This window comes from Streptomyces sp. HSS9-12, from assembly GCF_054963655.1.
On sequence record NZ_JBUEGC010000007.1, the window covers coordinates 80,821 to 106,579 of the forward strand.

Consider the following 25,759-nt stretch of genomic DNA (forward strand, 5'->3'; position numbering starts at 1 on the left):
AGCGCGGACAACACGGCTGTGCGCCGGGAGTCTGTTGTGACTCCCGGCGCACAGCCGCGTCCGAAGCGCCCTGCTACATACCGGCGATGAGCTTCTCCACCCGGTCGTCCACCGACCGGAACGGGTCCTTGCACAGGACGGTGCGCTGCGCCTGGTCGTTGAGCTTGAGGTGCACCCAGTCAACGGTGAAGTCGCGGCGCTGCTCCTGCGCACGGCGGATGAAGTCGCCGCGCAGCCGGGCACGTGTGGTCTGCGGGGGCACCGACTTGCCCTCGAAGATTTTCACGTCGTTGCAGACACGCTTGGCCTGGCCGCGCTTCTCCAGCAGGTAGTAGAGCCCGCGGCGGCGGTGGATGTCGTGATATGCGAGGTCTATCTGGGCGACCCGCGGGTGCGACATGGTGATGTTGTTCTTGGCCCGGTAGCGGTCGATGAGCTTGTACTTCATCACCCAGTCGATCTCGGTGTCGATCCGGTCCAGCTCCTGGGTGCGGATGGCGTCGAGAGCGCGGCCCCACAGTTCGAGGACCTGCTCCACCGTGCCGGTGACGATGCCGCGGCGCTCGCAGAAGTCGACCGCCTTCTCGTAGTACTCCTGCTGCACTTCGAGGGCGGAGGCCTCGCGGCCGCTGGCCAGCCGCACCTTCCGCTGCCCGGTGGTGTCATGGCTGACCTCGCGGATGGCCCGGATCGGGTTCTCCAGCGTGAGGTCCCGCATGACCGTGCCCGCCTCGATCATGCGCAGCACGAGGTCGGTGGCGCCGACCTTCAGCAGCATGGTCGTCTCGGACATGTTGGAGTCGCCGACGATGACGTGCAGCCGGCGGTAGCGCTCGGCGTCGGCGTGCGGCTCGTCGCGGGTGTTGATGATCGGACGGGAACGGGTGGTCGCCGAGCTGACACCCTCCCAGATGTGCTCGGCGCGCTGGCTGACGCAGTAGACGGCGCCACGCGGCGTCTGCAGCACCTTGCCCGCGCCGCACAGCAGCTGGCGGGTGACGAGGAACGGAATGAGGATGTCCGCGAGCCGGGAGAACTCTCCGTGCCGGGCCACGAGGTAGTTCTCGTGGCAGCCGTAGGAGTTGCCCGCCGAGTCGGTGTTGTTCTTGAAGAGATAGACGTCGCCCGCGATTCCCTCCTCGTGCAGGCGGCGTTCGGCATCGACGAGCAGGCCTTCGAGAATCCGCTCGCCCGCCTTGTCGTGGGTGACCAGCTCGACCACGTTGTCGCACTCGGGAGTTGCGTATTCCGGGTGCGAGCCCACGTCGAGATAGAGACGGGCGCCGTTGCGCAGAAACACATTGCTGCTGCGGCCCCAGGAAACGACACGGCGGAAGAGGTACCGCGCCACCTCGTCAGGAGACAGTCGGCGCTGTCCCCTGAACGTGCACGTGACGCCATACTCGTTCTCCAGCCCGAAAATGCGGCGGTCCATGACTGAACATTACGCCTGATGCTCTGCTCTGAAACCGGGTTCGACAGCACCGTTTCGATCATTTTTCGGCGTGCGTCCACCGTCCGCTGTACGGGCGGGAACTGCGAGAACCCGGGAGGTGACCAGCAGAACGAGCAGGGCGGCGAGCCCGCCCGCCCCGGCGACACAGAACCCCGCGACGGTGCCGCTGCGCTCGACGGCGGGTCCCGCCGCGGCCGTTCCGAGGGCCGCGCCGACCCCGAACGTGGTGACCAGCCAGGAGAACGCCTCCGTGACCGTACCGCGCGGGGCGTGCCGGTCGACGACGACGAACGCGCAGGCCAGGGAGGGTGCAAGGAAGACGCCGGCCAGCGCGGCGAGCGCGGTCATGGCGGGTGCGCCGGGGACCAGCAGGAGCGGCAGATAACCGAGGGCGAGCAGGGCCACCAGCAGGCGCAGCCGCCGCTCGGGCGCGCCGGGCCACTGCCGGGACCCGTAGACCACGCCGCCGGCCAGCGCGCCGAAGCCCAGCGCGGACATCAGCAGGCCGTACACCAGGTCGCGGTCGCCGGTGCGGTCCGCGTAGGAGAGGGAAGCGACGGCGATCGAGCCGAGGGCGAGGCCGACGAAGAAGAACGCGCCGAGCAGCGCGAGCAGGCCGGGCGAGCGCAGCGCTCCGAGCCAGTGCGCCTCGCGCGGCGCGGAGCGCCAGGCCCGGGACGGCTCGGACACGACGACGGACAGGGCGCCGGCGACGCCGAGGGCGCTCAGGACCAGCAGCGCGGTCGCCTCCGACCAGGCGGCCACCACCAGGGTGACGAGCAGCGGGCCGACGGTGAACATCACCTCCTGCGCCACGGCGTCCAGTGCGTACGCGGTGTGCACCCGGTCCTCGCGCCCCAGCACACTCGGCCACAGGGCGCGCAGACCGCCCTCCAGCGGCGGTGTGCAGAACCCGGCGACGAGCATCGCGGCGTAGGCGCCGGGCAGCGGCTCCAGACCGACGACGGCGAACAGCACCATGCCGAGGGCGGAGGCCAGCGCGGCGGGCAGCATGACTCGCGGCTGGCCGTAGAGGTCCACGGCCCGGCCGAGAACCGGCTGTCCGACCGCGTTGGCCAGCCCGTATACGGCTGAGAGGGCGCCGGCGAGGGTGTAGCTGCCGCCCTCGGCGCGGGTGAAGAGCACGATGGCGACGGCGGCCACGGCGTTCGGCAGCCGGCCGACCAGCGTGCCGATGAGCAGCCGCGCCGCGTACCGGGTCCGTAGCAGCTCCGCGTAGCCCGCAGCCATCGCCCGCCCTCATCTCCTGCGCCTTGCGGCCTCGTTTTACGTATAACGTGCGGCGTTATACGTACCATGACGCCAGTCCGCCGGTCCACCGGGCGCGTGCGGCGGGCCGGTACGGACGGCTACGGCGGAGGTGCACGTGGGGAGCGCGAAGGGTTCCGGCGCGGTCGAGCCGAGGGGCTCGGGCGGCGCGCCCGACGCCCCGGGGACACCTGCCCGGCGCGCGCGGCGAGGCGACGCGGGACTGGAGGGGGCAGCCGACCAGGCAGGGTCCTCGCGGCCGACCAGCCGCGATGTCGCGCGGTGCGCGGGCGTGTCGCAGGCGACGGTCTCCCTCGTGCTCGGGGACAAGTGGCACGGCCGGGTGTCGGAGCGTACGGCCGAAGCGGTACGGGCGGCCGCGCACAAGCTCGGGTACCGCCCCAATCTCGCGGCGCGCCACCTGCGAATGGGCCGCACCCGGACCGCCCTGCTGGTGGTCCCGGCACTGACGAACGAGTTCTTCGCCCGCGTCCACACCGGCGCCTCCCGGGTCGCCGCCGAGCACGGCTTCGGTGTGGTGCTCTATCCGTCCCCGGAGGGCGTGGGGCCGGCGCGTGACCCCTTCGACTCGGCGCGCACGGCCCTGGACGGCGTCATCGCCTCCTCCATGGCGGCCGACGCGCTCGCGGCGATGCGCGGCGGCGAGCTGCCGCTGGTGATGCTGGACAGCGATCCGGCGGACACGGATGCCGCGGCCACCGTCAATCTCGACATCGCCGGCGGCATGCGGCGGATGACGGAGCATCTGCTCGGACTGGGCCACCGGCGTCTGGTGCACCTGGCGTCCGCGGTTGACTCGTGGACCTTCCGGATCCGGGCCCGCGCCGTCGCCGAGGCGCTCCGGGGCGTCCCCGATGCGGTGCTGCACACCGAGGCGACGGCGCTGGAGGTGGACCAGGCCCGGCGCGCGGCGGAGCGGGCGCTGTCCCGCCCCGGTCCGCGTCCCACGGCCCTGCTGTGCGACGACGACATCCTGGCGGCGGGCGCGTGCAAAGCGGTACGGCGGCTGGGCCTGCGGGTGCCGGAGGACGTGTCGGTGAGCGGTTTCGACGACCTGGCGCTGGCGACGGCGGTGGAGCCGGAGCTGACGACGGTGCGGCTGCCGGCCGAGGAGGTGGGGGCGCGGGGCATGGCGGCGCTGCTGGCCGTCCTCGACGGCCGCCCGGCGGAGAGTGAGGCGCTGCCGGTAGAGCTGGTGATCCGCGGCTCCACGGGCCCGCCGGCGTCATAGCCCGGCCCCGGCGGACACGCCGGCGCTGCGCTGGGGCGGGTGGGCGGGAACCACCGCGCCCCTGGCCGGGCGGGGCCGGTCAGGGGCGCGGAGAGGACAGGGGCTGGGCGGGAACCACCGCGCCCCTGGCCGGGCGGGGCCGGTCAGGGGCGCGGAGAGGACAGGCGGACTACTTGTCGGAGGCGGAACCCTCATCCGTTTCCTGGGCGGATTCCTCGGCGGGAGCGGAGGTCGACTCCTCCGGCGCCAGCAGGCGTGCCAGCTGACGCCCCACCACCCGCTTGAACTTGCGCTTCTGCGGCCGCGTACGGTCCAGGATCGCGACCTCCAGCTGTTCGGCGGAGAGCTGGCGCTCACCCCCGGCGTTGTCCCGGGACAGGGCCTGCACCGCGAGCTTGAGGGCCTCGGCGAGGGTCATCCCGTCGCGGTGCCGCTGGTCGAGGAAGCTGCTGATCTGCTCGGCATTGCCGCCGACCGCGACCGAGCCGTGCTCGTCCACGATCGAGCCATCGTGCGGCAGCCGGTAGATCTGGTCGTCCTCCGGGACGTCCCCGACCTCGGCGACCACGAGCTCGACCTCGTACGGCTTCTCGCCGACGCTGGAGAAGATCGTGCCCAGCGTCTGCGCATAGACATTGGCCAGGCCCCGCGCGGTGACGTCTTCCCGGTGATATGTGTAGCCGCGCAGATCGGCGTAGCGGACGCCACCGATCCGCAGGTTCTCGTACTCGTTGTACTTGCCCGCCGCCGCGAACGCGATGCGGTCGTAGATCTCGCTGAACTTGTGCAGCGCGCGGGACGGATTCTCGCCGACGAACACGATCCCGTCGGTGTACTGCAGCACGACCAGGCTCCGGCCGCGCGCGATGCCCTTGCGGGCGTACTCCGCGCGGTCGGCCATGGCCTGCTGGGGTGAGACGTAGAACGGCGTCGACACCGGCTATCCGTCCCTTTCTGTCAGTGACACATGCATCTTGCGCCCTCAGAGCAGCGCGGCGCGCGGGCCGTCGGGCTCCTCGAGCCGCCGCTCGTGAACGGCGCGGGCGATCTCGGAGGACTCGGCCTCCGTCAACTTCCGGAAGCCCTCGTCGGTGATGACCGTGACGAGCGGGTAGATACGGCGGGCGAGGTCCGGGCCGCCCGTCGCGGAGTCGTCGTCGGCGGCGTCGTACAGCGCCTGGACGACCAGGGTGACGGCCTGCCGCTCGGTCAGGTCCTCGCGGAAGAGCTTCTTCAGCGAGCCGCGCGCGAAGACCGAGCCCGAGCCGGTGGCCGCGTAACCGAGCTCCTCCGAGCGACCGCCGGTGACGTCGTAACTGAAGATCCGGCCCTTCTCGCGCTCCAGATCCCAGCCGGCGAAGAGCGGGACGACGGCCAGGCCCTGCAGGGCCATGCCGAGGTTGCCGCGGATCATCGTGGACAGCCGGTTCGCCTTGCCCTCCAGGGAGAGATGCTCGCCTTCGACCTTTTCGAAGTGCTCCAGCTCCAGCTGGAAGAGCTTGACCATCTCAACGGCCAGGCCCGCCGTGCCGGCGATGCCGACCGCGGAGTACTCATCGGCGGGGAAGACCTTCTCGATGTCGCGCTGCGCGATGATGTTGCCCATCGTCGCCCGCCGGTCACCGGCGAGCACGACGCCGCCGGGGAAGGTGGCCGCGACAATCGTCGTCCCGTGCGGGGCCTCGATCGCACCCTGGACAGGAGGCAGGGGCCGGTTCCCGGGAAGCAGTTCCGGCGAATGCTCCGACAGGAAGTCCATGAACGACGACGAGCCGGGCGTCAGGAAGGCTGCCGGCAGACGCCCGGTGCCCCGAGTGTTGGCTTCCACGCGATTCCTTCCATCAGATCTTGAAAATACTGCACGGACCTTACCCCTAGCCGGGAAAGTCATCCGTCCCGCACCCCCTCACAAGGGGCGCGGGACGGAGTGACCAGTTCTACTCGCCGCCCTTCTGCACGAAAGACCGGACGAAGTCCTCTGCGTTCTCCTCGAGGACGTCGTCGATCTCGTCCAGGACGGAGTCAACGTCGTCCGACAGCTTCTCGTGACGCTCCTTGAGGTCCTCGGAGGCCTGCGCGTCCTGCGCGGTCTCCTCGACCTCCTCGGTCGAGCGAGTCGCCTTCTGCTGTCCGCCGCCGGTGTCCTTGGTCGCCATATCCCTCACCCCGCTCGGTTCGACGTACAAGATCAGACCCTACAAGCCGGGTCCGACATCGGCCCCGCACTTCCTACAACGTCCGAACGTCATCACGATGATTCCCGCTCGGCACCGATTTCAGCCCCCGGAGAGCACTCGTACCAGGTCTTCCGCGGTACGGCACCGGTCCAGCAGCTCCTTGACGTGGTTACGAGTCCCGCGCAGCGGCTCCAGCGTGGGCACCCGCTGCAGGGAGTCACGGCCCGGGAGGTCGAAGATCACCGAGTCCCAGGACGCGGCGGCCACGTCGTCGGCGTACTGCTCCAGGCACCGCCCGCGGAAGTACGCGCGCGTGTCCTCAGGAGGCTGCGTCTGGGCCCTGCGGACCTCGTCCTCGTCCAGCAGCCGCCTCATCCGCCCCCGGGCCACCAGACGGTTGTACAGGCCCTTCTCGGACCGTACGTCGGCGTACTGCAGGTCGACCAGGTGCAGGCGGGCGGCGTCCCAGCCCAGGCTGTCACGGCGCCGGTAGCCCTCGAGCAGTTCCCGCTTGGCCACCCAGTCCAGCTCGCCGGACAGGCTCATCGGGTCCCTCTCGAGGCGGTTGAGCACGTCCTCCCACCTGCCGAGGACGTCCTTGGTCTGCTCGTCGGCGTCCGCGCCGAAGCGGTCCTCGACGTACTTGCGGGCCAGCTCGTAGTACTCCATCTGGAGCTGGACCGCGGTCAGTGTCCGGCCGCTGCGCAGGGTGATCAGTTGGCGCAGCGTCGGATCGTGGGAGACCTGGTGCAGCGTGCGGACCGGCTGGTCCACGGCCAGGTCCACCGCGATGAAGCCGTCCTCGATCATCGACAGCACCAGCGAGGTGGTGCCGAGCTTGAGGTAGGTGGAGATCTCGGAGAGGTTGGCGTCCCCGACGATCACATGCAGCCGGCGGTACTTCTCGGCGTCCGCGTGCGGCTCGTCCCGGGTGTTGATGATGGGGCGCTTGAGGGTGGTCTCCAGCCCCACCTCGACCTCGAAGTAGTCGGCGCGCTGGCTGAGCTGGAAGCCGTGCTCGTGGCCGTCCTGGCCGATGCCGACCCGGCCGGCGCCGGTGACCACCTGCCGGGAGACGAAGAAGGGCGTCAGGTGCCGCACGATGTCCGAGAACGGGGTCTCCCGCTTCATCAGGTAGTTCTCGTGCGTGCCGTAGGAGGCGCCCTTGTTGTCGGTGTTGTTCTTGTAGAGGTGGATGGGCTGGGCTCCGGGCAGCTGGGCGGCCCGCTCGGCCGCCTCGGCCATGATGCGCTCACCGGCCTTGTCCCAGAGCACCGCGTCGCGCGGATTGGTCACCTCGGGGGCGCTGTACTCCGGGTGCGCGTGGTCCACGTACAGCCGCGCACCATTGGTCAGGATGACATTGGCCAGGCCGATGTCCTCGTCGGTGAGCTGGCTGGCGTCCGCCGACTCGCGGGCGAGGTCGAAGCCGCGGGCGTCCCGCAGCGGGTTCTCCTCCTCGAAGTCCCAGCGGGCGCGGCGCGCCCGGTGCATCGCCGCCGCATAGGCATTGACGATCTGAGACGAGGTGAGCATGGCATTGGCGTTCGGGTGACCGGGGACGGAGATCCCGTACTCCGTCTCGATACCCATTACTCGCCGTACGGTCATGCGGCCCTCCTTGCCGGCGCCTGCCCCGTCCGGGGTGGACGCTCAAGTACCGCTCTTCTCCGATGCGTGTGCGGTGCCCGTCCCCGCACTGCGCGACTCGGCGGTATCGAAGAGCCTAGAACGCCTTTGCGGTGTGGGGGAGATCATTTTCGCTATTCCATACCACGGAAAGCACTCGGCTGCGGACGCCCCGTAGAGGGCACCCGCAGCCGGACTGCCTTTTACAGGTACTGACCGGTGTTTGCCACCGTGTCGATGGACCGACCGGTGTCTGCGCCCTGCTTTCCAGTGACAAGGGTGCGGATGAAGACAATCCGCTCGCCCTTCTTACCGGAGATCCTGGCCCAGTCGTCCGGGTTGGTCGTGTTCGGCAGGTCCTCGTTCTCCTTGAACTCGTCCACGCAGACGGCGAGCAGGTGGGAGACGCGCAGACCCTTCTGGTTGTGCTCGAGGAAGGCCTTGATGGCCATCTTCTTCGCCCGGTCGACGATGTTCTGGATCATCGCGCCGGAGTTGAAGTCCTTGAAGTACAGGACTTCCTTGTCGCCATTGGCGTACGTGACCTCCAGGAACCGATTCTCCTCGGATTCCGCGTACATCTGCTCGACGACCGACTGGATCATGCCGTCGACAGCGGCTTCGCGGGATCCGTTGTGCTCGGCGAGGTCGTCGGCGTGGAGAGGCAGGGACGGGGTGAGGTACTTGCCGAAGATGTCCCTCGCCGCCTCCGCGTCCGGACGCTCGATCTTGATCTTCACATCGAGGCGGCCAGGGCGGAGGATCGCAGGGTCGATCATGTCCTCACGGTTGGAGGCACCGATGACGATGACGTTCTCCAGGCCCTCCACACCATCGATCTCGGCGAGCAGCTGCGGAACGATGGTGTTCTCCACGTCCGAGCTGACCCCGGATCCACGGGTGCGGAACAGGGACTCCATCTCGTCGAAGAAGACGATGACGGGAGTGCCCTCGCTCGCCTTCTCCCGGGCACGCTGGAAGACCAGCCGGATGTGCCGCTCGGTCTCACCGACGTACTTGTTGAGGAGCTCCGGGCCCTTGATGTTGAGGAAGTAGCTCTTCCCCGCGGGCTGCCCGGTCACCTCGGCGACCTTCTTGGCAAGGGAGTTGGCGACGGCCTTGGCGATGAGCGTCTTGCCACAGCCGGGCGGGCCGTAGAGGAGCACGCCCTTGGGCGGCCGCAGTTCGTGCTCCTTGAAAAGGTCGGGGTAGAGGTACGGAAGCTCGACCGCGTCCCGGATCTGCTCGATCTGGGTGCCCAGACCGCCGATGCGGGAGTAGTCGATGTCCGGGACCTCTTCGAGGACCAGTTCCTCGACCTCGCTCTTCGGCACGACCTCGTAGACGTAGCCGGACCGGGGTTCGAGCAGCAGGGCGTCACCGGGCCGGATGGTCGCGTCCAGCAGCGGCTCGGCGAGCCGCACCACCCGTTCCTCATCGGTGTGCCCGAGCACCAGGGCGCGCTCGCCGTCCTCCAGGATCTCCTTGAGGGTGACGATCTCCCCGATGCGCTCGAACTCCATGGCCTCGACCACGTTCAGCGCCTCGTTGAGCATGACCTCCTGGCCCACCCTGAGGTCGTCTAGCTCGACGCTGGGGCTGACGTTCACCCGGAGCTTGCGGCCCCCGGTGAAGATGTCGGCCGTGCCGTCCTCGTTCGCCTGCAGGAAGACCCCGAAGCCGGCCGGCGGCTGCGCGAGCCGGTCGACCTCCTCCTTGAGGGCCACAATCTGGTCGCGGGCCTCACGGAGCGTGTTCGCGAGCCGCTCGTTCTGAGCGGACACTCCGGCCAGATTGGTCTGCAGCTCGACGATCCGCTCTTCGAGAATCCTCGTGTGACGCGGAGAGTCGGCGAGCTTGCGCCGCAGGACGGCGATCTCCTGCTCGAGATAGGCGATCTGGCCGGCAGGGTCATCGGACCCCCGACCCGGCCGGATGCCGCGGTTGATGTCGTCGTCGTGGGCTGCCACGGTCCTCACCTCCTCCAAGGGGAGCTGGACGCTTCCTGACCCTACCTGGGCAGGTGACGGTTGAAACCCCTAGATCACAAAGACGGTCGGGGTGTGTCCGATCTTCACCCTTGCGCACTCCCTCACGCCAGGGGAATACCCACCCAACAACATCGGAAAGCGACCGGTTGTATCGTCGAGACGGTCAACACCCGTCAGGGCTGGCTCCAATTGGCTCACGTACGCAGGAACGGCAGGCGAGATGACCGCACAGAACGAAGCCCTCGAAGTATGGATCGACCAGGATCTATGCACGGGTGACGGCATCTGCGCGCAATACGCCCCCGAGGTTTTCGAGCTGGACATCGACGGGCTGGCGTATGTGAAAAATGACCGGGATGAGCTGCTGGCGGAGCCGGGCGCCGCAACGCCCGTACCGCTCCCCCTGCTCAATGAGGTCATCGACTCCGCCAAGGAATGTCCGGGCGACTGCATCCATGTACGTCGCGTTTCGGACAACGTAGAGGTCTACGGCCCCAACGCTGAGTGACGGATCACACACTCCCCGGTACAGGCAGCGCGGTCAGGCCGAACTTCCCTTCGTGCCACTGCCACTTGACCTTGCGCTGCTTGTCCGGACAGCAGCGCGGCACCTTCTCGGACGAGTAGCCGAGCAGCGTCACGGAGATCGTACGGCCGCGTACGGCGAGGTCCATGACACTCAGCCCCTCCTTGGGATCGAGGAGGGTTTCCACCACCCGCGGGCCGTCGGCTGCCGCGTCGGCGGGGTGCGCCAGGACGTAGATGCCGCTGGGCGGGGTGCCGAATCCGGCGGTGCAGCGCACGACGGCCACCGTCTCGGCCCGGCCGTCGCCGTCCAGGTCCCCGGAGTCCTTGGCGATCACCCCCGGCTTCTCGGGGCCGCACTCGATGGGATAGTGCGCGGTGGCCGGATCCGGCCCTTCGGCGATCACGGATGGGGAAGCGGCGGGTGCCGGGGCTTCCGCAGTGGCCACCGAGGGCGTTGCGGTGGCGTGGGTGGGCTGCAGGAAGGCGGAGGCCCCGACCACGGCGGCCAGCGCGGCGGTGGTGGCGATCCAGTGCACCGGGCGGGTGCGGGTGTGGGGAAGCTCCGAGAGCTCCGGGTGGGGCGGGGGGACGGACGCAGAGCCGGCCGAAGGCTGCACGCGGGGTGCCTCCTGGGGGAGGGAAGCCGATGGGGGTGGCCAGCATGGTGCCACATGTCACACGTGGCGGGAACGACCGGGTGGGGCCCTTGGGAAAGCCGTGTCAAACGGCGCCGCCGCCGGCCTCCCGAGGGGAAGTCGGCGGCGGCGCCGGGCTGTTCGTCGTACGTGTCGTGACGCCGTGTACGGGTCGTGACGCCGTACGAGTCGTGTGCGGGGGGTACGGAGGGTCTCCCGCCGGGGTCAGGCGCGCTCGGCCGAGCCGCTGCCGCTGCGGGCACCACCCGGTCCTGAGTAGTCCTCGCCGTACGCGCCCTTGGCCGGGCGGCGTCGGCGCAGCGGCGGCTCGACGCCGTCGGCGAGCCGGCGGGCGGTGAGCAGGAAGCCGGTGTGGCCGATCATCCGGTGGTCGGGACGTACGGCCAGGCCCTCGACGTGCCAGGTGCGGACCAGGGTCTCCCAGGCGGTCGGCTCGTTGAACGTACCGTGCTCGCGGATCTCCTCGACGGTGCGCGCGAGCTGGGTTGTGGTGGCGACATACGCGCACAGGATGCCGCCGGGGACGAGGGCCTTGGACACGGCGTCCAGGCACTCCCAGGGGGCGAGCATGTCCAGGATGACGCGGTCGACGTCGGTGTCGGAGAGGTTGTCCTGGAGGTCACCGACAGTCAGCTGCCACGCCGGGTGGTCGCCGCCGAAGTAGCGGCGCACGTTCTGGGTGGCGATCTCCGCGAAGTCGGCCCGGCGCTCGTAGGAGTGCAGCATGCCCTGGTCCCCCACGGCCCGGAGCAGGAAGCAGCTGAGCGAGCCGGAGCCGACGCCGGCCTCGACGACGCGCGCGCCGGGGAAGATATCGGCCATGGCCAGGATCTGCCCCGCGTCCTTGGGGTAGACCACGGCTGCACCGCGGGGCATGGACAGGACGTAGTCGGGGAGCAGGGGGCGCAGCGCGAGGTAGGCGACGTTTCCCGTGGTCCGTACGACGCTGCCCTCGGGGCGCCCGATCAGCTCGTCGTGCGGGAAGGCTCCCTTGTGGGTGTGGAAGCTCTTTCCCGGCTCGAGCGTGAACGTGTAGTGGCGTCCCTTGGGGTCGGTCAGCTGGACCTGGTCCCCGACCTGGAAGGGCCCGCGACGGCGGGCGGCACCGGTCGGTTCGGACATGTGGACAGCGTACCCGGGCTCGCGCTGCCCGAAGGCCAGGGGAGTTCCGCCCAGCGCTCGGCTCGCCTCCGGACGGGAACTGAGCCGAGCCCAGCCCCTAGGACGGCGTCCGGGCCATGGCGGCGACGAATGCCCGCTCGACGTCCACCGTGGACAGCACGCCGTAGATCTCCCCGGTCTCCTCGACCACCAGGTACTCGCTGGTCGGGGTGGTCCGCAGAGTCTCCAGCAGGTCCTCACCGGCCAGCTCGGCGGAGACCCGCATGCCCGGCGTGAGCTCCTGGGCCAGACCGCTCACCTCGACCCAGGGGCGCCGGTGCTCCGGGATGCCCGCGATCGCCGCCTCCCGCACGACCGCCGTCGGCTCGCCCTGCCCATCGACCACGACCAGCGCCCGCGCCCCCGCCTCGTTGGCCCGGCGCAGCGCCTCGGACAGCGGTGTGTCGGACTGTACGGGTACGGCGCGCCGGGTGAGGATACGCGCCCGCAGCTCGGGGAGGCGCTCGCGCAGCCGGGCCATCCGCAGGCTGTTGCCCGCGCCGGTCCAGATGATCGCGGCCAGGATCGCGGCGAGCAGGGCGTCGGAGAGGGTGTCGAGGCCGCCGAGGTCCTCGGTCGGGTCGCCGAGGGCGCCGGTACGGGTGAGGAGCGGCAGCCCGACCAGCACGGTGACCGCGAGCGCGCGGCCGGTCCAGGCGGCGGCGATGGTGCCGGTCATCGCCTTACCGCTGAGCTTCCAGACCAGGGCGCGCAGCATCCGGCCGCCGTCGAGCGGCAGGCCGGGCAGCAGGTTGAAGGCGGCGACGAGCAGGTTGGACGTCATCAGGCCGGCGAGCAGCACGCCGGGCACGGTGCCGGGCTCGACCGCCAGCATGCCGAGGTAGAACAGGACCGCCAGAACGAGGGACAGCAAGGGGCCGACGAAGGCGAGGACGAACTCGCGGCCCGGGCTCTCGGACTCCTTCTCGATCTCGGACACTCCGCCGAAGAACTGCAGCTGGATCCGGCGCACCGGCAGCTTGAAGCGGAGGGCGGCCACCGTATGGGCCAGCTCGTGGACCAGGACCGAGGCGTAGAAGGCCACCGCGAAGAACAGGGAGACCAGATAGCGGGCGAAGCCCAGGTCCGGTAGCACGCGCTCCAGCTGACCGCCGAAGACCCAGGTGATGAGCGCGGCAACGAGGAACCAGCTGGGCGCCACATAGACCGGGACGCCGAAGACGCGGCCCATGAGGATGCCGCCGCCGATCCGACGGGGCCAGCCACCTCCCCCCGGTGAAGCCCCAGGGCGCTCCCCCTGCTGCGGCTTCCCGCTTTCGCCGCTGTCTTCCACGCTGTCCCCTCGTCCCCGTCAGGCCGTCTCATCCTCGGCGCGTGCACTCGTTGGTTGTGTGATGCCACGATCATGCAGTGCGTGGAGGTCCGGCGTCGATGGTATGCGGCGGGGTGTCAGTGACGGGCCGTAGGGTCGTACGTCATGGGAACCAGCACCGAAAAGGCCGATGCCGCCGGCCCTGCCCCCGGGCCGCCCTCGTCGCTGTCGCCGTCGCGTGCGGCCGACTTCATGACCTGCCCGTTGCTCTACCGGTTCCGGGTCATCGACCGGCTGCCGGAGAAGCCGAGCGAGGCGGCGACCCGCGGGACGCTGGTGCACGCGGTGCTGGAGCGGCTCTTTGACGACCCGGCGGTGGACCGTACGGCCGCTCGTGCCCGCTCCATGGTGGCGGGCGAGTGGGAGCGGCTGCTGGCGGCGAAGCCGGTGCTGGCCGAACTGTTCGCCGAGGAGAGCGGCGACGGGGAGGGCGGCGGCCCGGAGGCCGGCGCGGTCGCTGCGGAGCGGCTGGCGCGCTGGCTGACCACCGCGGAGCAGCTGATCGAGCGGTGGTTCACGCTGGAGGACCCGACGCGGCTGGAGCCCGCGGAGCGGGAGCTGTTCGTCGAGACCACACTGGAGTCCGGGCTCCAGCTGCGCGGGATCATCGACCGGGTGGATGTGGCGCCGACCGGTGAGGTGCGGATCGTCGACTACAAGACCGGCAAGGCGCCCCGGCCCGAGTACGCGGCGGACGCCCTGTTCCAGATGAAGTTCTACGCGCTGGTGCTGTGGCGGCTGCGCGGCGCCGTGCCACGCCGTCTGCAGCTGGTCTACCTCGGCAGCGGAGATGTGCTGACGTACGACCCGACGCAGGCCGATCTGCGGGCCGTGGAGCGCAAGCTGCTGGCGCTGTGGGAGGCGATCCGGCGGGCGACGCGGTCCGGGGACTGGCGGCCGCGGCCGAGCAAGCTGTGCGACTGGTGCGACCACCAGTCGTTCTGCCCGGAGTTCGGCGGCACTCCCCCGCCGTATCCCCTTCCGGTGATCCCCCTCCAGGGCAGAATGGGGCAGGACTGACGAAGGAGTTTTCTGTGGCGATACGCGTCCTCCTGGTCGACGACCAGCCCCTGCTGCGCACCGGCTTCCGGATGATCCTGGAAGCCGAGCCGGACCTCGCCGTGGTCGGCGAAGCCGGCGACGGGCAGCAGGCCCTGGACCAGGTGCGGGCGCTGCAGCCCGACGTGGTGCTGATGGACATCCGGATGCCCCGGATGGACGGGGTGGAGGCGACCCGGCAGATCACCGGCCCCGGCCGGGACGGACCGGCGAAGGTGCTGGTGCTGACCACCTTCGACCTGGACGAGTACGTGGTGGAGGCGCTGCGGGCGGGGGCCAGCGGCTTTCTGCTCAAGGACGCGCCGGCCACCGAACTGGTCCAGGCGATCCGGGTCGTCGCGGCCGGCGAGGCCATGCTCGCGCCCAGCGTCACCCGGCGGTTGCTCGACAAGTACGCGGGCAGGCTGCCGTCCGGTGAGGAGCCCGTGCCGGACAGCCTGCACACGCTGACGGACCGCGAGGTCGAGGTGCTCAAGCTGGTCGCCCGCGGGCTGTCGAACGCGGAGATCGCCGCGGATCTGTTCGTGAGCGAGACGACGGTCAAGACGCACGTCGGGCATGTGCTGACGAAGCTGAGCCTGCGGGACCGGGTGCAGGCGGCCGTCTACGCCTACGAGAGCGGACTGGTACGGCCCGGCGCGCAGTGAGCGCGCCGCGCCGCCCCGGTCCTCGGCTCAGTTCTCCTCGGAGCCCTTGCTGATCTCCCAGAAGCGGAACACCGTCGAGGGGTCGAGCGACCACTCGAGCCCGGCGACGTTCTCGCGGGCGGCCGCGTACTGCTTGCCCTGCCACAGCGGGATCATCGGCAGCTCGTCGGCGACGATGTTCTGCACTTCCTCGAACTTGGCCGCTGTCGCTGCCCGGTTGGCCTCGGACGCGGTCGTCGGTATCAGCTGCTTGACGATCCGGTTCGAGGTGTAGTTGTTGGACAGCACGTTGCCGTCTCCGAAGAACGGCGCGGTGAAGTTGTCCGGGTCGGGGTAGTCCGGCACCCATCCCTTGACGTAGACGCCGTACTTGCCGGCCGCGATGCCCTTCTCGTACTGCTCGATCGGGACGCTCTTGACCTCGGCGTCGAACAGGCCGCTCGCGTTCAGCTGCTTCGCAAGCTCCTCGAAGGCGGGCACGGTGCCGGGGCCGTAACGCACGGGGGTCGCCCACAGGGTGAGCTTCACCTTGTCCTTGATGCCGGCGCGGCGCAGCGCCGCCGCGGCCTTGTCCGGCTGCGGGTGGTCGCCGTAGCGATCGAAGAAGGCGGTGTTGTGGCCGGTGATGCCGGCCGGGATGATCGAGTACAGCGGCTTGGCGGTGTGCTTGTAGACATCCCGTACGAGCGCGCTGCGGTCGATGAGATACGCGATGGCCTTGCGCACCGCCGGCTTGCCGACCACCGGGTCCTTCATGTTGAAGACCAGGTGCTGGACCTCGGCGCTGCTGCCTTCGACGATCTCGACGCTCTTGCCGCTGGTGTCGTTGGTGGTGGCGGTCTGCAGGTCGGCGATGTCCTTCAACGCGAGGCCGCGGAAGGCGAAGTCCACGCTGCCGTCCTGCACAGCGCGCTTGAGGGCCTGCTGGTCGCCGCTGAAGAACTTCATCGTCATGCCGGAGTTCCGGACCTTGGCCGGGCCCTTGTAGCCCGGGTTGACGGAGAAGACCGCCTCTTCGTTCGGGTCGTAGGAGTCCAGTTTGTACACGCCCGAGCCGACGGCCTTCCCGTCGGTGCGCAGCTTGTTCAGCTTGTACTCGCGGTGGTCCACGATGGAGCCGGCGCCGGAGGCGATCTTCATGGGGAAGGTCGCGTCGGGGGTCTTGAGGTGGAAGACGACGGTCTTCTCGTCCGGGGTCTGAACGTCCTTGATCGACGTCAGCATCACGGCGGGGCCGAGGTCGTCGTTGATCTTCAAGGTGCGCCGGAAGGAGAAGGCGACATCTTCGGAGGTGAGGCTGTTGCCGTTGGAGAACTTCAGGCCGTCCTTGAGGACGCACCGGTAGACCTTGCTGTGGCTGTCGTCGAATCCGCAGCGCTGGGCCGCTTCGGGCTCCGGCGTCGTACCGCCCTTGGGGAAGCTCAGCAGCGACTGGAAGACGTTGTTGAACAGAAGCCAGGAGGCGGGGTCGTAGCCGGAGGCCGGATCGGTGGACACGATCTTGTCCGTCATCCCCATCACCACCGGCTCCCCGGTGCCGGCCGTATCGGCTTGGTCCGAGCCGCACCCGGCGAGCAGTCCGGCCGCGAGCCCTGCCCCTACCGGGGCGGCGAGCCACTGATGACGTTTCCTCACGTGCACGTTCCTCACACTCTTACTTGAGTTTGTTGCTGTCCTGCCGGGTCCTGCGGTGTCGTGACGATCCTGTCATTGCCTTCGCCCTGGGTGGCAATCAGGCGGAGGTTCCGTTTCCGAGCTCCCAGAGCTGCAACACGGACGAGGAGTTGAGCGCCCACTCCACACCGGTGACGCCGTCGCGGGCAGCAACGTACTGCTTGCCCTGCCACAGCGGCAGTACGGGGACGTCGTCGGCGACGATGTTCTGAGCCTTCTCGAAGCCCGCCGTGGCCGCGCTGCGTACGGCCTGCTGCCGGGTCTGCGGTATCAGCTGGGTGCGGATCGTGTCGTTGCGGTAGGGGGTGTTGAGGAAGTTGTCCTTGGCGAAGAACGGAGCGATGAAGTTGTCAGGGTCGGGGAAGTCCGGGAGCCAGCCCATGCCGTAGACCGAATACTTGCGGTCGAGCTGAGCCGCGCGGAAGTTCTTCCACGGCGCACCCTCGATCGATACATCGAACAGTCCGCTGCGGTTCAGCTGGGCCTGGAGCGTCTGGAACTCCTTGGGCGTGGCCGGGCCGTAGTGGTCGGTGGTGTACGAGAGCCTGAGCTTCACCGGGAGGCTGATGCCCGCCGAGCGCAGCGTCCTGCGCGCGGCCTCCTCATCCGGCTCGCCGTACTTGTTGAAGAACGAGTTGACGTGCGAGCCCACGCTGGCGGGGACGATCGAGTAGAGCGACTTGGCGGTGCGCGCGTACACATCGCGTACGAGTGCGTCCCGGTCGATGACCTGTGCCATGGCCTGCCGTACGGCCTTCTTGCCCGCGACCGGATCGTCGGTGTTGAAGGCCAGGTAGCGGATCTCCTGACCCGGCATCTCGACGACCTTGATGCTCTTGTCCGGGCTCCGCTCGAGCCGCGCGACCTGCTCGGGCGCCATGGTGCGGGTCATCAGGTCGATGTCGCCCTTCTTCAGGGCCCGCTCCATGGCCGCAGCGTCGGGCAGGAAGCGCATTTCCACCTTGTCGTTCTTCAGGGTCATCCCGCCCTGGTAGTGCGGGTTCTTGGTGAAGACGGTGGAGACGACGCGGTTGTTCTCGACCTGGGTCTTGAGGGTGTACGGGCCGGAACCGTCGACCTCGACGCCGTCGCGGAGGTGGTTGCGCTCGTAGACCTCGCTGTCGACGATGGCCGCGGCCGGGGTGGCGAGCTTGTGCGGGAAGGTCGCGTCCGGGCTCTTGAGGTGGAAGACGACCTGCCGGTCGGTGGGCGCCTCTACCGTGTCGATGTTGGACAGCAGCGACACCGGGCCGTTGGGGTCCTTGATGGCCAGCACCCGCTCGATCGAGAACTGCACGTCCTCGGCGGTGAGCGCGTGCCCGTTGGCGAAGGTCAGCCCCTTGCGCAGGGTGCAGCGGTACTGCTCGTTCTGCCGGTCGGTGAACCCGCAGTTGGTGGCGGCCTCCGGTACCGGATCGCCGCCGGAGCGGCGCAGCGCCAACAGGGTCTGGAAGGTGTTCCGCAGGATGTCCCAGGAGCCCATTTCGTAGGCCAGGGCGGGGTCGAAGGGGGCCGGGGCGTCCTTCGTCAGCACGATCTGGTCGGTGGTCCCCAGGACGATGGGGTCACCGCCGCTGCCGCCGTCGTCCGCGCCACCGCATGCGGCGAGCAGAGGAGCCAGCAGGCCCGCGAGGGCCGGCAGCACCACAGACTTGCGATTCATCGTCGGACGTCTCCTGCGAAGCGGTCTGCCCCGGGACCATCCCACGGTGGGTCTGCTGGTCCAGGGCTTGAGACAAAGTTCTCGCGAAGACATTAGTAGGCGGCACCAGGCTTACTGGAACACACGGAAGTTGATGCGATATCACGCCGAGATAACGCGACCCGACTGTTCGCTATTCGGACGCTGGGATGATTGACGCAGCGACTCATCAAATCGGACACAACGGTGCGTCAACCGGGAGCATGGAGCACCCACAAGCACCCCAAAGGCCCCTTGTCGATACCCGAAGAAGTGAGAAACGTCACGCATTCAACTGTGGAGCGGCGCAAGGATATTCACCGACGGGATTCGTCACGGAAAATGGGGGATCCGGTGCCCGGACCTCTCCCGAGAATGATCGGAAACACGCTGTGTAAACGCATCAGCGCGTTTCCGTGATGAGTTTCCGGAGGAACGGCAGATCGATTTCTTCAAGGGACCGGACGACCTCACGGCCCGGGGCGGGCTCAATCGGCACCACGGACGGGACCACCACCACCCGGCAGCCGGCGGCCTCCGCCGCCGCCACGCCGGTCGCCGTGTCCTCCACGACCGCGCACCGTGCCGGGTCGGCGCCCAGCCGGGTGGCGGCCAGCAGATACGGGTCCGGGTGCGGCTTGGTGCGCGCCACCTCGTCCCCGGCGAGGGTGAAGGTGAAGTTGTCCGGGCCGAGGGACTTCAGCACCCGGTCGATGATGCGGCGGTGCGAGGCGGACACCAGGGCGGTCGGCACCTCGTGCGCGGCCAGCTCGGCGAGCAGCCGGGCCGCACCGGGCATCAGCGGCACGCCGCGGTCGACGAGGTCCTCGAAGCGCTGGTTGATGAGCAGAGAGAGCTCGGGGAGGGTGATGTCGGCCCCGGTGGCCTGGATCAGGTAGGAGGCGCTGCGGGTCATGGGCCCGCCGACCACCACCTCGCGGTACTCGTCGGCGAGCTCATGGCCGAGTTCGGCGAAGATCTCGACCTCTGCCTCCCACCAGAAGCCCTCGGTGTCGACGAGAGTGCCGTCCATGTCGAGGAGCACGGCCTGCGGGGCCGATCTCTCGGCCGTTCGGGGGCCGAGTGCGGGGATGATACTGGTCATCCGTGCTCCTCTCGTCAGGTATGCCCCTCGAGGGACAAAGGGGCCGGCCGCTGTCCCAGGGCGGGACACCGACCGGCCGGTACCGGACCGACCATTGTACGACGATCACGTGACGGGATGGCTGCACACACGTGGGCCCGGCGGGTTCGCCGGGTTACCACACGTGCGGCGGCCCCGGTTCCCGGCGCCTGCGGGAGTTCCCCTGCCCCGCCCGAAACCGGGGCTTCCGCCCCAGCCCCCGGGCGCCGATGAGGCGCTGCCCCGGGCCACGGGAATGGGGGCACTCCCCCGGCTACGTCCCCAGCTGCCGCTGGAGGCGCCCCCAGGAGGTGCCCCCAAGGGCCCCCCGGGCCGCCCAGCCCGGGGGGATTACCGCAGGGAGAAGCCCCGGAACCGGGGCTTCGCGCCGGGGGTGCCCCCGGCGCGCGCTACCGCGCGTTGAAGTACTTCGCCTCCGGGTGGTGGATGACGATCGCGTCCGTGGACTGCTCGGGGTGGAGCTGGAACTCCTCCGACAGGCGCACACCGATCCGCTCCGGCCGCAGCAGCTCCGCGAGCTTCGCCCGGTCCTCCAGGTCGGGACAAGCGCCGTAACCGAGGGAGAAGCGCGCGCCGCGGTACTTCAGCGCGAACATGTCCTCGATCTCGGCGGGGTCCTCGCCCCCGAAGCCGAGCTCGGCCCGCACCCGCGCGTGCCAGTACTCGGCCAGCGCCTCGGCCAGCTGGACGGACAGGCCGTGCAGCTCCAGGTAGTCGCGGTAGGAGTCGCTGGCGAACAGCTCGGCCGTGGCCTCACCGATCTTCGAGCCGACCGTGACCACCTGCAGCCCGACGACATCGGTCTCGCCGGAGTCCTCCGGGCGGAAGAAGTCGGCCAGGCACAGCCGGCGGCCGCGCCGCTGGCGCGGGAAGGTGAAGCGGGTGCGCTCGCTGCGGTCCTCGTTCAGCAGGATCAGGTCATCGCCCTTGGACACGCAAGGGAAGTAGCCGTAGACCACGGCGGCTTCCAGCAGGTTCTCGGTGTGCAGCTGGTCCAGCCAGCCGCGCAGCCGGGGCCGGCCGTCGGTCTCCACGAGCTCCTCGTACGACGGACCGTCGCCGGTACGGGCCTGCTTCAGGCCCCACTGGCCCTTGAAGAGCGCGCCCTCGTCCAGCCACGAGGCGTAGTCCTTCAGCGGGATGCCCTTGACCACGCGGGTGCCCCAGAACGGCGGGGCGGGGATGGGGTTGTCGACGGCCACATCGGACCGTACGGCGCCCTCCTCCGGCTCCGGCTCGTCCACGACGGCCGTTGCCGCCTTGACCCGGCGCTGCTTGAGCTCGGGCAGGGTCGCGCCCGGCACACCCCGCTTGACCCCGATGAGCGCGTCCATCAGCCGCAGCCCCTCGAACGCGTCGCGCGCGTAGCGGACCTCGCCCTCGTAGATCTCGTGCAGGTCCTGCTCGACGTAGGCCCGGGTGAGCGCCGCGCCGCCGAGGATGACGGGGTAAGTGGCCGCCAGCCCGCGCTGGTTGAGCTCCTCCAGGTTCTCCTTCATGACCACGGTGGACTTCACCAGGAGCCCGGACATGCCGATGACGTCGGCCCTGTGCTCCTCCGCGGCGTCCAGGATCGCCGAGACCGGCTGCTTGATGCCCAGGTTCACCACGTTGTAGCCGTTGTTGGACAGGATGATGTCCACCAGATTCTTGCCGATGTCGTGCACATCGCCGCGCACCGTGGCCAGCACGATGGTGCCCTTGCCGGAGTCGTCGCTCTTCTCCATGTGCGGCTCGAGGTAGGCCACCGCGGTCTTCATCACCTCGGCCGACTGCAGGACGAACGGCAGCTGCATCTGCCCGGACCCGAACAGCTCACCGACGACCTTCATCCCTTCCAGGAGGGTGTCGTTGACGATGTCCAGGGCCGGACGGGACTGCAGGGCCTCGTCCAGGTCGGCCTCGAGCCCGTTGCGCTCGCCGTCGATGATCCGACGCTGCAGGCGCTCCTCCAGCGGCAGGGCGGCCAGCTCCTCGGCCTTGCCGGCCTTCATCGACTTGGTGTCGACGCCCTCGAACAGCTCGAGAAGCCGCTGCAGCGGGTCGTAACCTTCGCTGCGCCGGTCGTAGATCAGGTCCAGGGCGACCTTGACCTGCTCCTCCTCCAGCCGGGCGATCGGCAGGATCTTCGAGGCGTGCACGATCGCCGAGTCCAGTCCCGCCTTGACACACTCGTCGAGGAAGACGGAGTTGAGGACGATACGGGCCGCCGGGTTGAGGCCGAAGGAGATGTTCGACAGGCCCAGCGTCGTCTGCACCTCAGGATGGCGGCGCTTGAGCTCGCGGATCGCCTCGATGGTGTTGATGCCGTCCTTGCGGGACTCCTCCTGGCCGGTGCAGATGGTGAAGGTCAGACAGTCGACGATGATGTCCGACTCACGCACCCCGTAGTTGGTGGTGAGGTCGTCGATGAGCCGCTCGGCGACCGCGACCTTGTGCTCCGCCGTACGGGCCTGGCCCTCTTCGTCGATGGTGAGGGCGATGAGCGCCGCGCCGTGCTCCACCGCGAGCCGGGTGACCTTGGCGAACCGGGACTCAGGGCCGTCGCCGTCCTCGTAGTTCACCGAGTTGATCACCGCGCGGCCGCCCAGCTTCTCCAGTCCCGCCTGGATCACCGCGGGCTCGGTGGAGTCCAGCACGATGGGCAGGGTGGAGGCGGTGGCGAGCCGGCCGGCCAGCTCGTTCATGTCCGCCACGCCGTCCCGGCCGACGTAGTCCACGCACAGGTCCAGCATGTGCGCGCCCTCGCGGATCTGCTCCCGCGCCATCTCCACACAGTCGTCCCAACGGCCGGCCAGCATGGCCTCGCGGAACTTCTTCGACCCGTTGGCGTTGGTCCGTTCACCGATGGCGAGGTAGGAGGTGTCCTGACGGAACGGGACGGTCTGGTAGAGGGAGGCGGCACCCGGCTCCGGGCGCGGTTCGCGCCCGGTCGGGGCCAGCTCGCGGACGCGCTCGACGACCTGGCGCAGATGCTCCGGGGTGGTGCCGCAGCAGCCGCCCACGAGCGAGAGCCCGTACTCGCGCACGAACGTCTCGTGGGCGTCGGCCAGTTCGGCCGGAGTAAGCGGGTAGTGCGCGCCGTCCTTGCCCAGGACGGGCAGGCCCGCGTTGGGCATCGCGGAGATACGGGTACGGGCGTGCCGGGACAGGTAGCGCAGATGCTCGCTCATCTCCGCCGGGCCCGTGGCGCAGTTCAGTCCGATCATGTCGATGCCCAGCGGCTCCAGCGCCGTGAGCGCGGCGCCGATCTCCGAGCCCAGCAGCATCGTGCCGGTGGTCTCCACCGTCACCTGTACCAGCAGCGGCAGGTCCACTCCGGCCGCCTCGAGCGCTCGCCGGACACCGATGACCGACGCCTTGGTCTGCAGCAGGTCCTGGGTGGTCTCCACCAGCAGCGCGTCCGCGCCACCGGCGATCAGCCCCTCGGCGTTCTGCTGGTAGGCGTCCCGAATCGTGGAGTACGCGACATGGCCCAGGGTCGGCAGCTTGGTCCCCGGGCCGATCGACCCCAGCACCCATCGCTGCCGGCCGTCGGCGGCGAACTCGTCCGCGACCTCCCGGGCGATCCGCGCGCCCGCCTCCGACAACTCGAAGATCCGGTCCGCGATGTCGTATTCGCCGAGCGCGGCGTGGTTCGCACCGAAGGTGTTGGTCTCCACGCAGTCCACACCCGCGGCGAAGTACGCCTCGTGCACCGAGCGCACGATGTCCGGGCGGGTGATGTTGAGGATCTCGTTGCAGCCCTCCAGCTGCTGGAAGTCCTCCAGGGTCGGCTCCTGGGCCTGGAGCATGGTGCCCATGGCCCCGTCGGCCACCACGACCCGGGAGGCGAGTGCCTCACGGAGTCCGGAAGCCCGGTCGGTACCGGTGGTGGGGGTGGACGTAGCGGACGATGGCTCGTGCGAGGCCATGGAAAAGCTCCCTGGGATGCGACGGCTGTCGGCTATGCACCCTTCGATCTTGGTTTCAAGGGCGCACCCGGCCAGGGTAACCGCCAAGGCTCTCGGCGCTACGCACATTCCACGAGGCGGACGGGCCGGTGCCGAGTCCTCTGCCAACGGCGAGATCATGGGCAAGCTCTCATGCGGCTATGTCAAGGTCGGCATGGGCCGATAGTGTTCCGCATTGTCGAACTGCTTTGTAGGAGGGGTGCCCGATGGCCCGGACTATTCAGTCGCTCGAGCGGGCAGCGGCGATGCTGCGACTGCTGGCCGGGGGCGAGCGACGGCTCGGACTGTCTGACGTGGCCGCGGCCCTGGGCCTTGCCAAGGGAACCGCACACGGCATTCTGCGCACCCTCCAGCAGGAAGGCTTCGTCGAGCAGGACCTGGCCTCCGGCCGCTACCAGCTGGGGGCCGAGCTGCTCCGGTTGGGCAACAGCTATCTGGATGTGCACGAGCTGCGGGCCCGCGCCCTGGTGTGGACCGACGACCTGGCCCGCTCCAGTGGAGAGAGCGTCTACCTCGGCGTGTTGCACCAGCAGGGCGTACTGATCGTCCACCACGTCTTCCGGCCCGACGACAGCCGCCAGGTGCTCGAGGTCGGGGCCATGCAGCCCCTGCACAGCACAGCGCTGGGCAAGGTGCTGTCGGCGTACGACCCCGTGGCGCACACCGAGGCGGTGGAGGGTGCGCGCAAGGCGTTCACGGACCGTACGGTGACCGACCTCGCCGACTTCGAGACGATCCTCGACCTGACCCGGGCCCGCGGCTGGGCGGCCGATGTGGAGGAGACCTGGGAGGGCGTCGCTTCCGTGGCCGCCCCGATCCACGACCGCCGGCGCATGCCGGTGGGGGCGGTCTGTATCGCCGGCGCGGTGGAGCGGGTCTGCGAGGACGGCGAGCTGCGTCAGCACCTGGTCGCGGCGGTACGGGACTGTGCCCGCGCGGTCTCGCGGGACCTGGGTGCCGGGCGTTTCTGAGTCGTGCGCCGACTCCCCGCTGTCACGCTAGGACAACGGAACGATTTCTCCGTCACCGGACTCTTGACGCACCCCGACCGGTGAAGAAAACTGCCGTTCACCGGTCGGCAATGTCGAACACCTAACGACAATCTTCGATAGGGTGTGACACGCCAACGGACCGGTCACCGCCCTCACCGAGGGCAAGTGAGCGAGCCGAACGGCACGCCGGTGTCGTAGGCACCGAGACCGAGCGCGGTATGACGCAGGGTCGAAGAGCCTCGACGCCGGGTCCAAGAGCCCGGAGGCAAGCGAGCGTCAGCAGGCAGTCCAACGGGTGGGACTCCGTTGCCTGCCCTTCCCCTGGACCAAGGACAAGGAGTCGCGGGTGTCCACCTCCGACATCTTCATCGGCGAGACCATCGGTACCGCCGTACTCATCCTTCTCGGCGCCGGCGTGGTCGCCGCCGTTGTTCTCAAGCGTTCGAAGGCCTTCGGCTCCGGCTGGGTGGCCATCACCTTCGGGTGGGGCTTCGCCGTTCTCACCGGCGCGTACATCTCTGCCAATGTCTCCGGTGCACACCTGAACCCGGCCGTCACCCTGGGCCTTGCCATCGCCCACAAGACGCCCTGGAACACCGTTCCGGTCTACTTCGCCGGCGAGATGCTCGGTGCGATGATCGGCGCCACGCTGGCCTGGGTCGCCTACTACGGCCACTTCAAGGCTCACCTCACCGACCCCGAGATCATCAAGGCCGAGGAAGAGGCCGCGGGGCTGGTCGACCGTAAGACCGAGCCGGCCGCCGGCCCGGTGCTGGGCATCTTCTCCACCGGACCCGAGATCCGCAACGCCGCACAGAACCTCGCCACCGAGATCATCGGCACCGCGGTGCTCGTTCTGCTGATCCTCACCCTTGGCCTGACCAAGGGCCTGGGTCTGTCCGGCACGGGTGTGCTCATCGTGGCCCTCGTCGTCGTCGGTATCGGCCTCTCGCTCGGCGGTCCGACCGGCTACGCCATCAACCCGGCCCGTGACCTCGGCCCGCGCATCGTGCACGCCCTGCTGCCGATGCCGAACAAGGGCGGCTCCGACTGGGGCTACGCCTGGATCCCGGTCGTCGGCCCGCTGATCGGTGGCGCCCTCGCCGCCGGTCTCTACAACGTGGCCTTCGTCTGAGCACGGCCCCTCTCGCACCCAT

General features: G+C 69.2%; 20 protein-coding genes. 6 read left to right on the top strand and 14 right to left on the bottom strand.

Annotated features, from left to right (window positions below; translation table 11 throughout):
* Positions 1 to 73: 73 nt before the first annotated feature.
* Positions 74 to 1,435, bottom strand: a complete 1,362-nt coding sequence (pafA, locus tag ACY34J_RS05885; protein WP_462725537.1) for a Pup--protein ligase — start codon at positions 1,433 to 1,435, stop codon at positions 74 to 76.
* Positions 1,436 to 1,444: 9 nt separating this feature from the next.
* Positions 1,445 to 2,707, bottom strand: coding sequence for an MFS transporter (locus ACY34J_RS05890; RefSeq protein WP_462725536.1), 1,263 nt, complete (start codon positions 2,705 to 2,707; stop codon positions 1,445 to 1,447).
* A gap of 241 nt (positions 2,708 to 2,948) precedes the next feature.
* Between ACY34J_RS05890 and ACY34J_RS05895 the strand changes: the two genes are divergently transcribed.
* A complete protein-coding gene (locus ACY34J_RS05895; RefSeq protein WP_462725609.1) occupies positions 2,949 to 3,977 on the top strand; it encodes a LacI family DNA-binding transcriptional regulator in 1,029 nt (342 codons plus the stop codon).
* Between the two features lie 169 nt (positions 3,978 to 4,146).
* Here the strand turns inward: ACY34J_RS05895 and prcA are convergent, their stop codons facing one another.
* From prcA to arc, 5 genes are all read right to left on the bottom strand, one after another.
* Positions 4,147 to 4,914: a proteasome subunit alpha gene (gene prcA, locus ACY34J_RS05900; RefSeq protein ID WP_462725535.1), complete on the bottom strand. Its 768-nt coding sequence runs from the start codon at positions 4,912 to 4,914 to the stop codon at positions 4,147 to 4,149.
* 45 nt (positions 4,915 to 4,959) lie between these two features.
* On the bottom strand, positions 4,960 to 5,805 hold the full coding sequence (prcB, locus tag ACY34J_RS05905) for a proteasome subunit beta (RefSeq protein WP_462725534.1): 846 nt from the start codon (positions 5,803 to 5,805) through the stop codon (positions 4,960 to 4,962).
* 109 nt (positions 5,806 to 5,914) lie between these two features.
* Positions 5,915 to 6,133, bottom strand: a complete 219-nt coding sequence (locus tag ACY34J_RS05910) for a ubiquitin-like protein Pup (protein WP_462725533.1) — start codon at positions 6,131 to 6,133, stop codon at positions 5,915 to 5,917.
* Positions 6,134 to 6,253: 120 nt separating this feature from the next.
* The gene (dop, locus tag ACY34J_RS05915; protein WP_462725532.1) at positions 6,254 to 7,765 is read right to left on the bottom strand and encodes a depupylase/deamidase Dop; all 1,512 of its coding nucleotides are present in this window, start codon (positions 7,763 to 7,765) and stop codon (positions 6,254 to 6,256) included.
* Positions 7,766 to 7,986: 221 nt separating this feature from the next.
* Positions 7,987 to 9,753, bottom strand: a complete 1,767-nt coding sequence (arc, locus tag ACY34J_RS05920; RefSeq protein ID WP_462761939.1) for a proteasome ATPase — start codon at positions 9,751 to 9,753, stop codon at positions 7,987 to 7,989.
* A gap of 241 nt (positions 9,754 to 9,994) precedes the next feature.
* On the opposite strand from arc, the gene ACY34J_RS05925 reads away from it, so the two are divergent.
* The gene (locus tag ACY34J_RS05925) at positions 9,995 to 10,282 is read left to right on the top strand and encodes a ferredoxin (RefSeq protein ID WP_462725531.1); all 288 of its coding nucleotides are present in this window, start codon (positions 9,995 to 9,997) and stop codon (positions 10,280 to 10,282) included.
* A gap of 4 nt (positions 10,283 to 10,286) precedes the next feature.
* Here ACY34J_RS05925 and ACY34J_RS05930 read toward each other — a convergent pair whose 3' ends face one another.
* The 3 genes from ACY34J_RS05930 to ACY34J_RS05940 form a co-directional block, all read right to left on the bottom strand.
* Positions 10,287 to 10,919 (bottom strand): hypothetical protein, encoded by a 633-nt coding sequence (locus ACY34J_RS05930; protein WP_462725530.1) that lies wholly within the window; start codon positions 10,917 to 10,919, stop codon positions 10,287 to 10,289.
* 243 nt (positions 10,920 to 11,162) lie between these two features.
* Positions 11,163 to 12,080 carry a tRNA (adenine-N1)-methyltransferase gene (locus ACY34J_RS05935; RefSeq protein WP_462725529.1) on the bottom strand — a complete coding sequence of 306 codons (918 nt, stop codon included), beginning with the start codon at positions 12,078 to 12,080 and terminating at the stop codon, positions 11,163 to 11,165.
* A 97-nt stretch (positions 12,081 to 12,177) separates the two neighbouring features.
* Positions 12,178 to 13,413, bottom strand: coding sequence for a site-2 protease family protein (locus ACY34J_RS05940; protein WP_462725528.1), 1,236 nt, complete (start codon positions 13,411 to 13,413; stop codon positions 12,178 to 12,180).
* 144 nt (positions 13,414 to 13,557) lie between these two features.
* Between ACY34J_RS05940 and ACY34J_RS05945 the strand changes: the two genes are divergently transcribed.
* Positions 13,558 to 14,472 carry a RecB family exonuclease gene (locus tag ACY34J_RS05945; protein WP_462725527.1) on the top strand — a complete coding sequence of 305 codons (915 nt, stop codon included), beginning with the start codon at positions 13,558 to 13,560 and terminating at the stop codon, positions 14,470 to 14,472.
* A gap of 14 nt (positions 14,473 to 14,486) precedes the next feature.
* Positions 14,487 to 15,158 carry a response regulator gene (locus ACY34J_RS05950; protein ID WP_462725526.1) on the top strand — a complete coding sequence of 224 codons (672 nt, stop codon included), beginning with the start codon at positions 14,487 to 14,489 and terminating at the stop codon, positions 15,156 to 15,158.
* A gap of 27 nt (positions 15,159 to 15,185) precedes the next feature.
* Here the strand turns inward: ACY34J_RS05950 and ACY34J_RS05955 are convergent, their stop codons facing one another.
* The 4 genes from ACY34J_RS05955 to metH form a co-directional block, all read right to left on the bottom strand.
* Positions 15,186 to 16,793, bottom strand: a complete 1,608-nt coding sequence (locus ACY34J_RS05955) for an ABC transporter substrate-binding protein (protein WP_462725525.1) — start codon at positions 16,791 to 16,793, stop codon at positions 15,186 to 15,188.
* Between the two features lie 97 nt (positions 16,794 to 16,890).
* Positions 16,891 to 18,495, bottom strand: a complete 1,605-nt coding sequence (locus ACY34J_RS05960; protein ID WP_462725524.1) for an ABC transporter substrate-binding protein — start codon at positions 18,493 to 18,495, stop codon at positions 16,891 to 16,893.
* Between the two features lie 421 nt (positions 18,496 to 18,916).
* Entirely contained in the window at positions 18,917 to 19,618 is a 702-nt protein-coding gene (locus ACY34J_RS05965) for an HAD family hydrolase (RefSeq protein WP_462725523.1), read from the bottom strand.
* A gap of 428 nt (positions 19,619 to 20,046) precedes the next feature.
* A complete protein-coding gene (gene metH / locus ACY34J_RS05970) occupies positions 20,047 to 23,571 on the bottom strand; it encodes a methionine synthase (protein WP_462725522.1) in 3,525 nt (1,174 codons plus the stop codon).
* Positions 23,572 to 23,816: 245 nt separating this feature from the next.
* Here metH and ACY34J_RS05975 point away from each other — a divergent pair, with 245 nt between their 5' ends.
* Together ACY34J_RS05975 and ACY34J_RS05980 are read left to right on the top strand one after the other, a co-directional pair.
* Positions 23,817 to 24,581 (top strand): IclR family transcriptional regulator, encoded by a 765-nt coding sequence (locus tag ACY34J_RS05975; protein WP_462725521.1) that lies wholly within the window; start codon positions 23,817 to 23,819, stop codon positions 24,579 to 24,581.
* Positions 24,582 to 24,948: 367 nt separating this feature from the next.
* Positions 24,949 to 25,737, top strand: a complete 789-nt coding sequence (locus tag ACY34J_RS05980) for an MIP/aquaporin family protein (protein WP_462725520.1) — start codon at positions 24,949 to 24,951, stop codon at positions 25,735 to 25,737.
* Positions 25,738 to 25,759: the final 22 nt, after the last annotated feature.

Coding starts and splice junctions, on each gene's coding strand:
- ACY34J_RS05910 (WP_462725533.1), bottom strand. CDS start 6,133: ATGGCGACCAAGGACACCGGCGGCGGACAGCAGAAGGCGACTCGCTCG.
- ACY34J_RS05925 (WP_462725531.1), top strand. CDS start 9,995: ATGACCGCACAGAACGAAGCCCTCGAAGTATGGATCGACCAGGATCTA.
- ACY34J_RS05960 (WP_462725524.1), bottom strand. CDS start 18,495: ATGAATCGCAAGTCTGTGGTGCTGCCGGCCCTCGCGGGCCTGCTGGCT.
- ACY34J_RS05945 (WP_462725527.1), top strand. CDS start 13,558: ATGGGAACCAGCACCGAAAAGGCCGATGCCGCCGGCCCTGCCCCCGGG.
- dop (WP_462725532.1), bottom strand. CDS start 7,765: ATGACCGTACGGCGAGTAATGGGTATCGAGACGGAGTACGGGATCTCC.
- ACY34J_RS05935 (WP_462725529.1), bottom strand. CDS start 12,080: ATGTCCGAACCGACCGGTGCCGCCCGCCGTCGCGGGCCCTTCCAGGTC.
- pafA (WP_462725537.1), bottom strand. CDS start 1,435: ATGGACCGCCGCATTTTCGGGCTGGAGAACGAGTATGGCGTCACGTGC.
- metH (WP_462725522.1), bottom strand. CDS start 23,571: ATGGCCTCGCACGAGCCATCGTCCGCTACGTCCACCCCCACCACCGGT.
- ACY34J_RS05965 (WP_462725523.1), bottom strand. CDS start 19,618: ATGACCAGTATCATCCCCGCACTCGGCCCCCGAACGGCCGAGAGATCG.
- ACY34J_RS05975 (WP_462725521.1), top strand. CDS start 23,817: ATGGCCCGGACTATTCAGTCGCTCGAGCGGGCAGCGGCGATGCTGCGA.
- ACY34J_RS05890 (WP_462725536.1), bottom strand. CDS start 2,707: ATGGCTGCGGGCTACGCGGAGCTGCTACGGACCCGGTACGCGGCGCGG.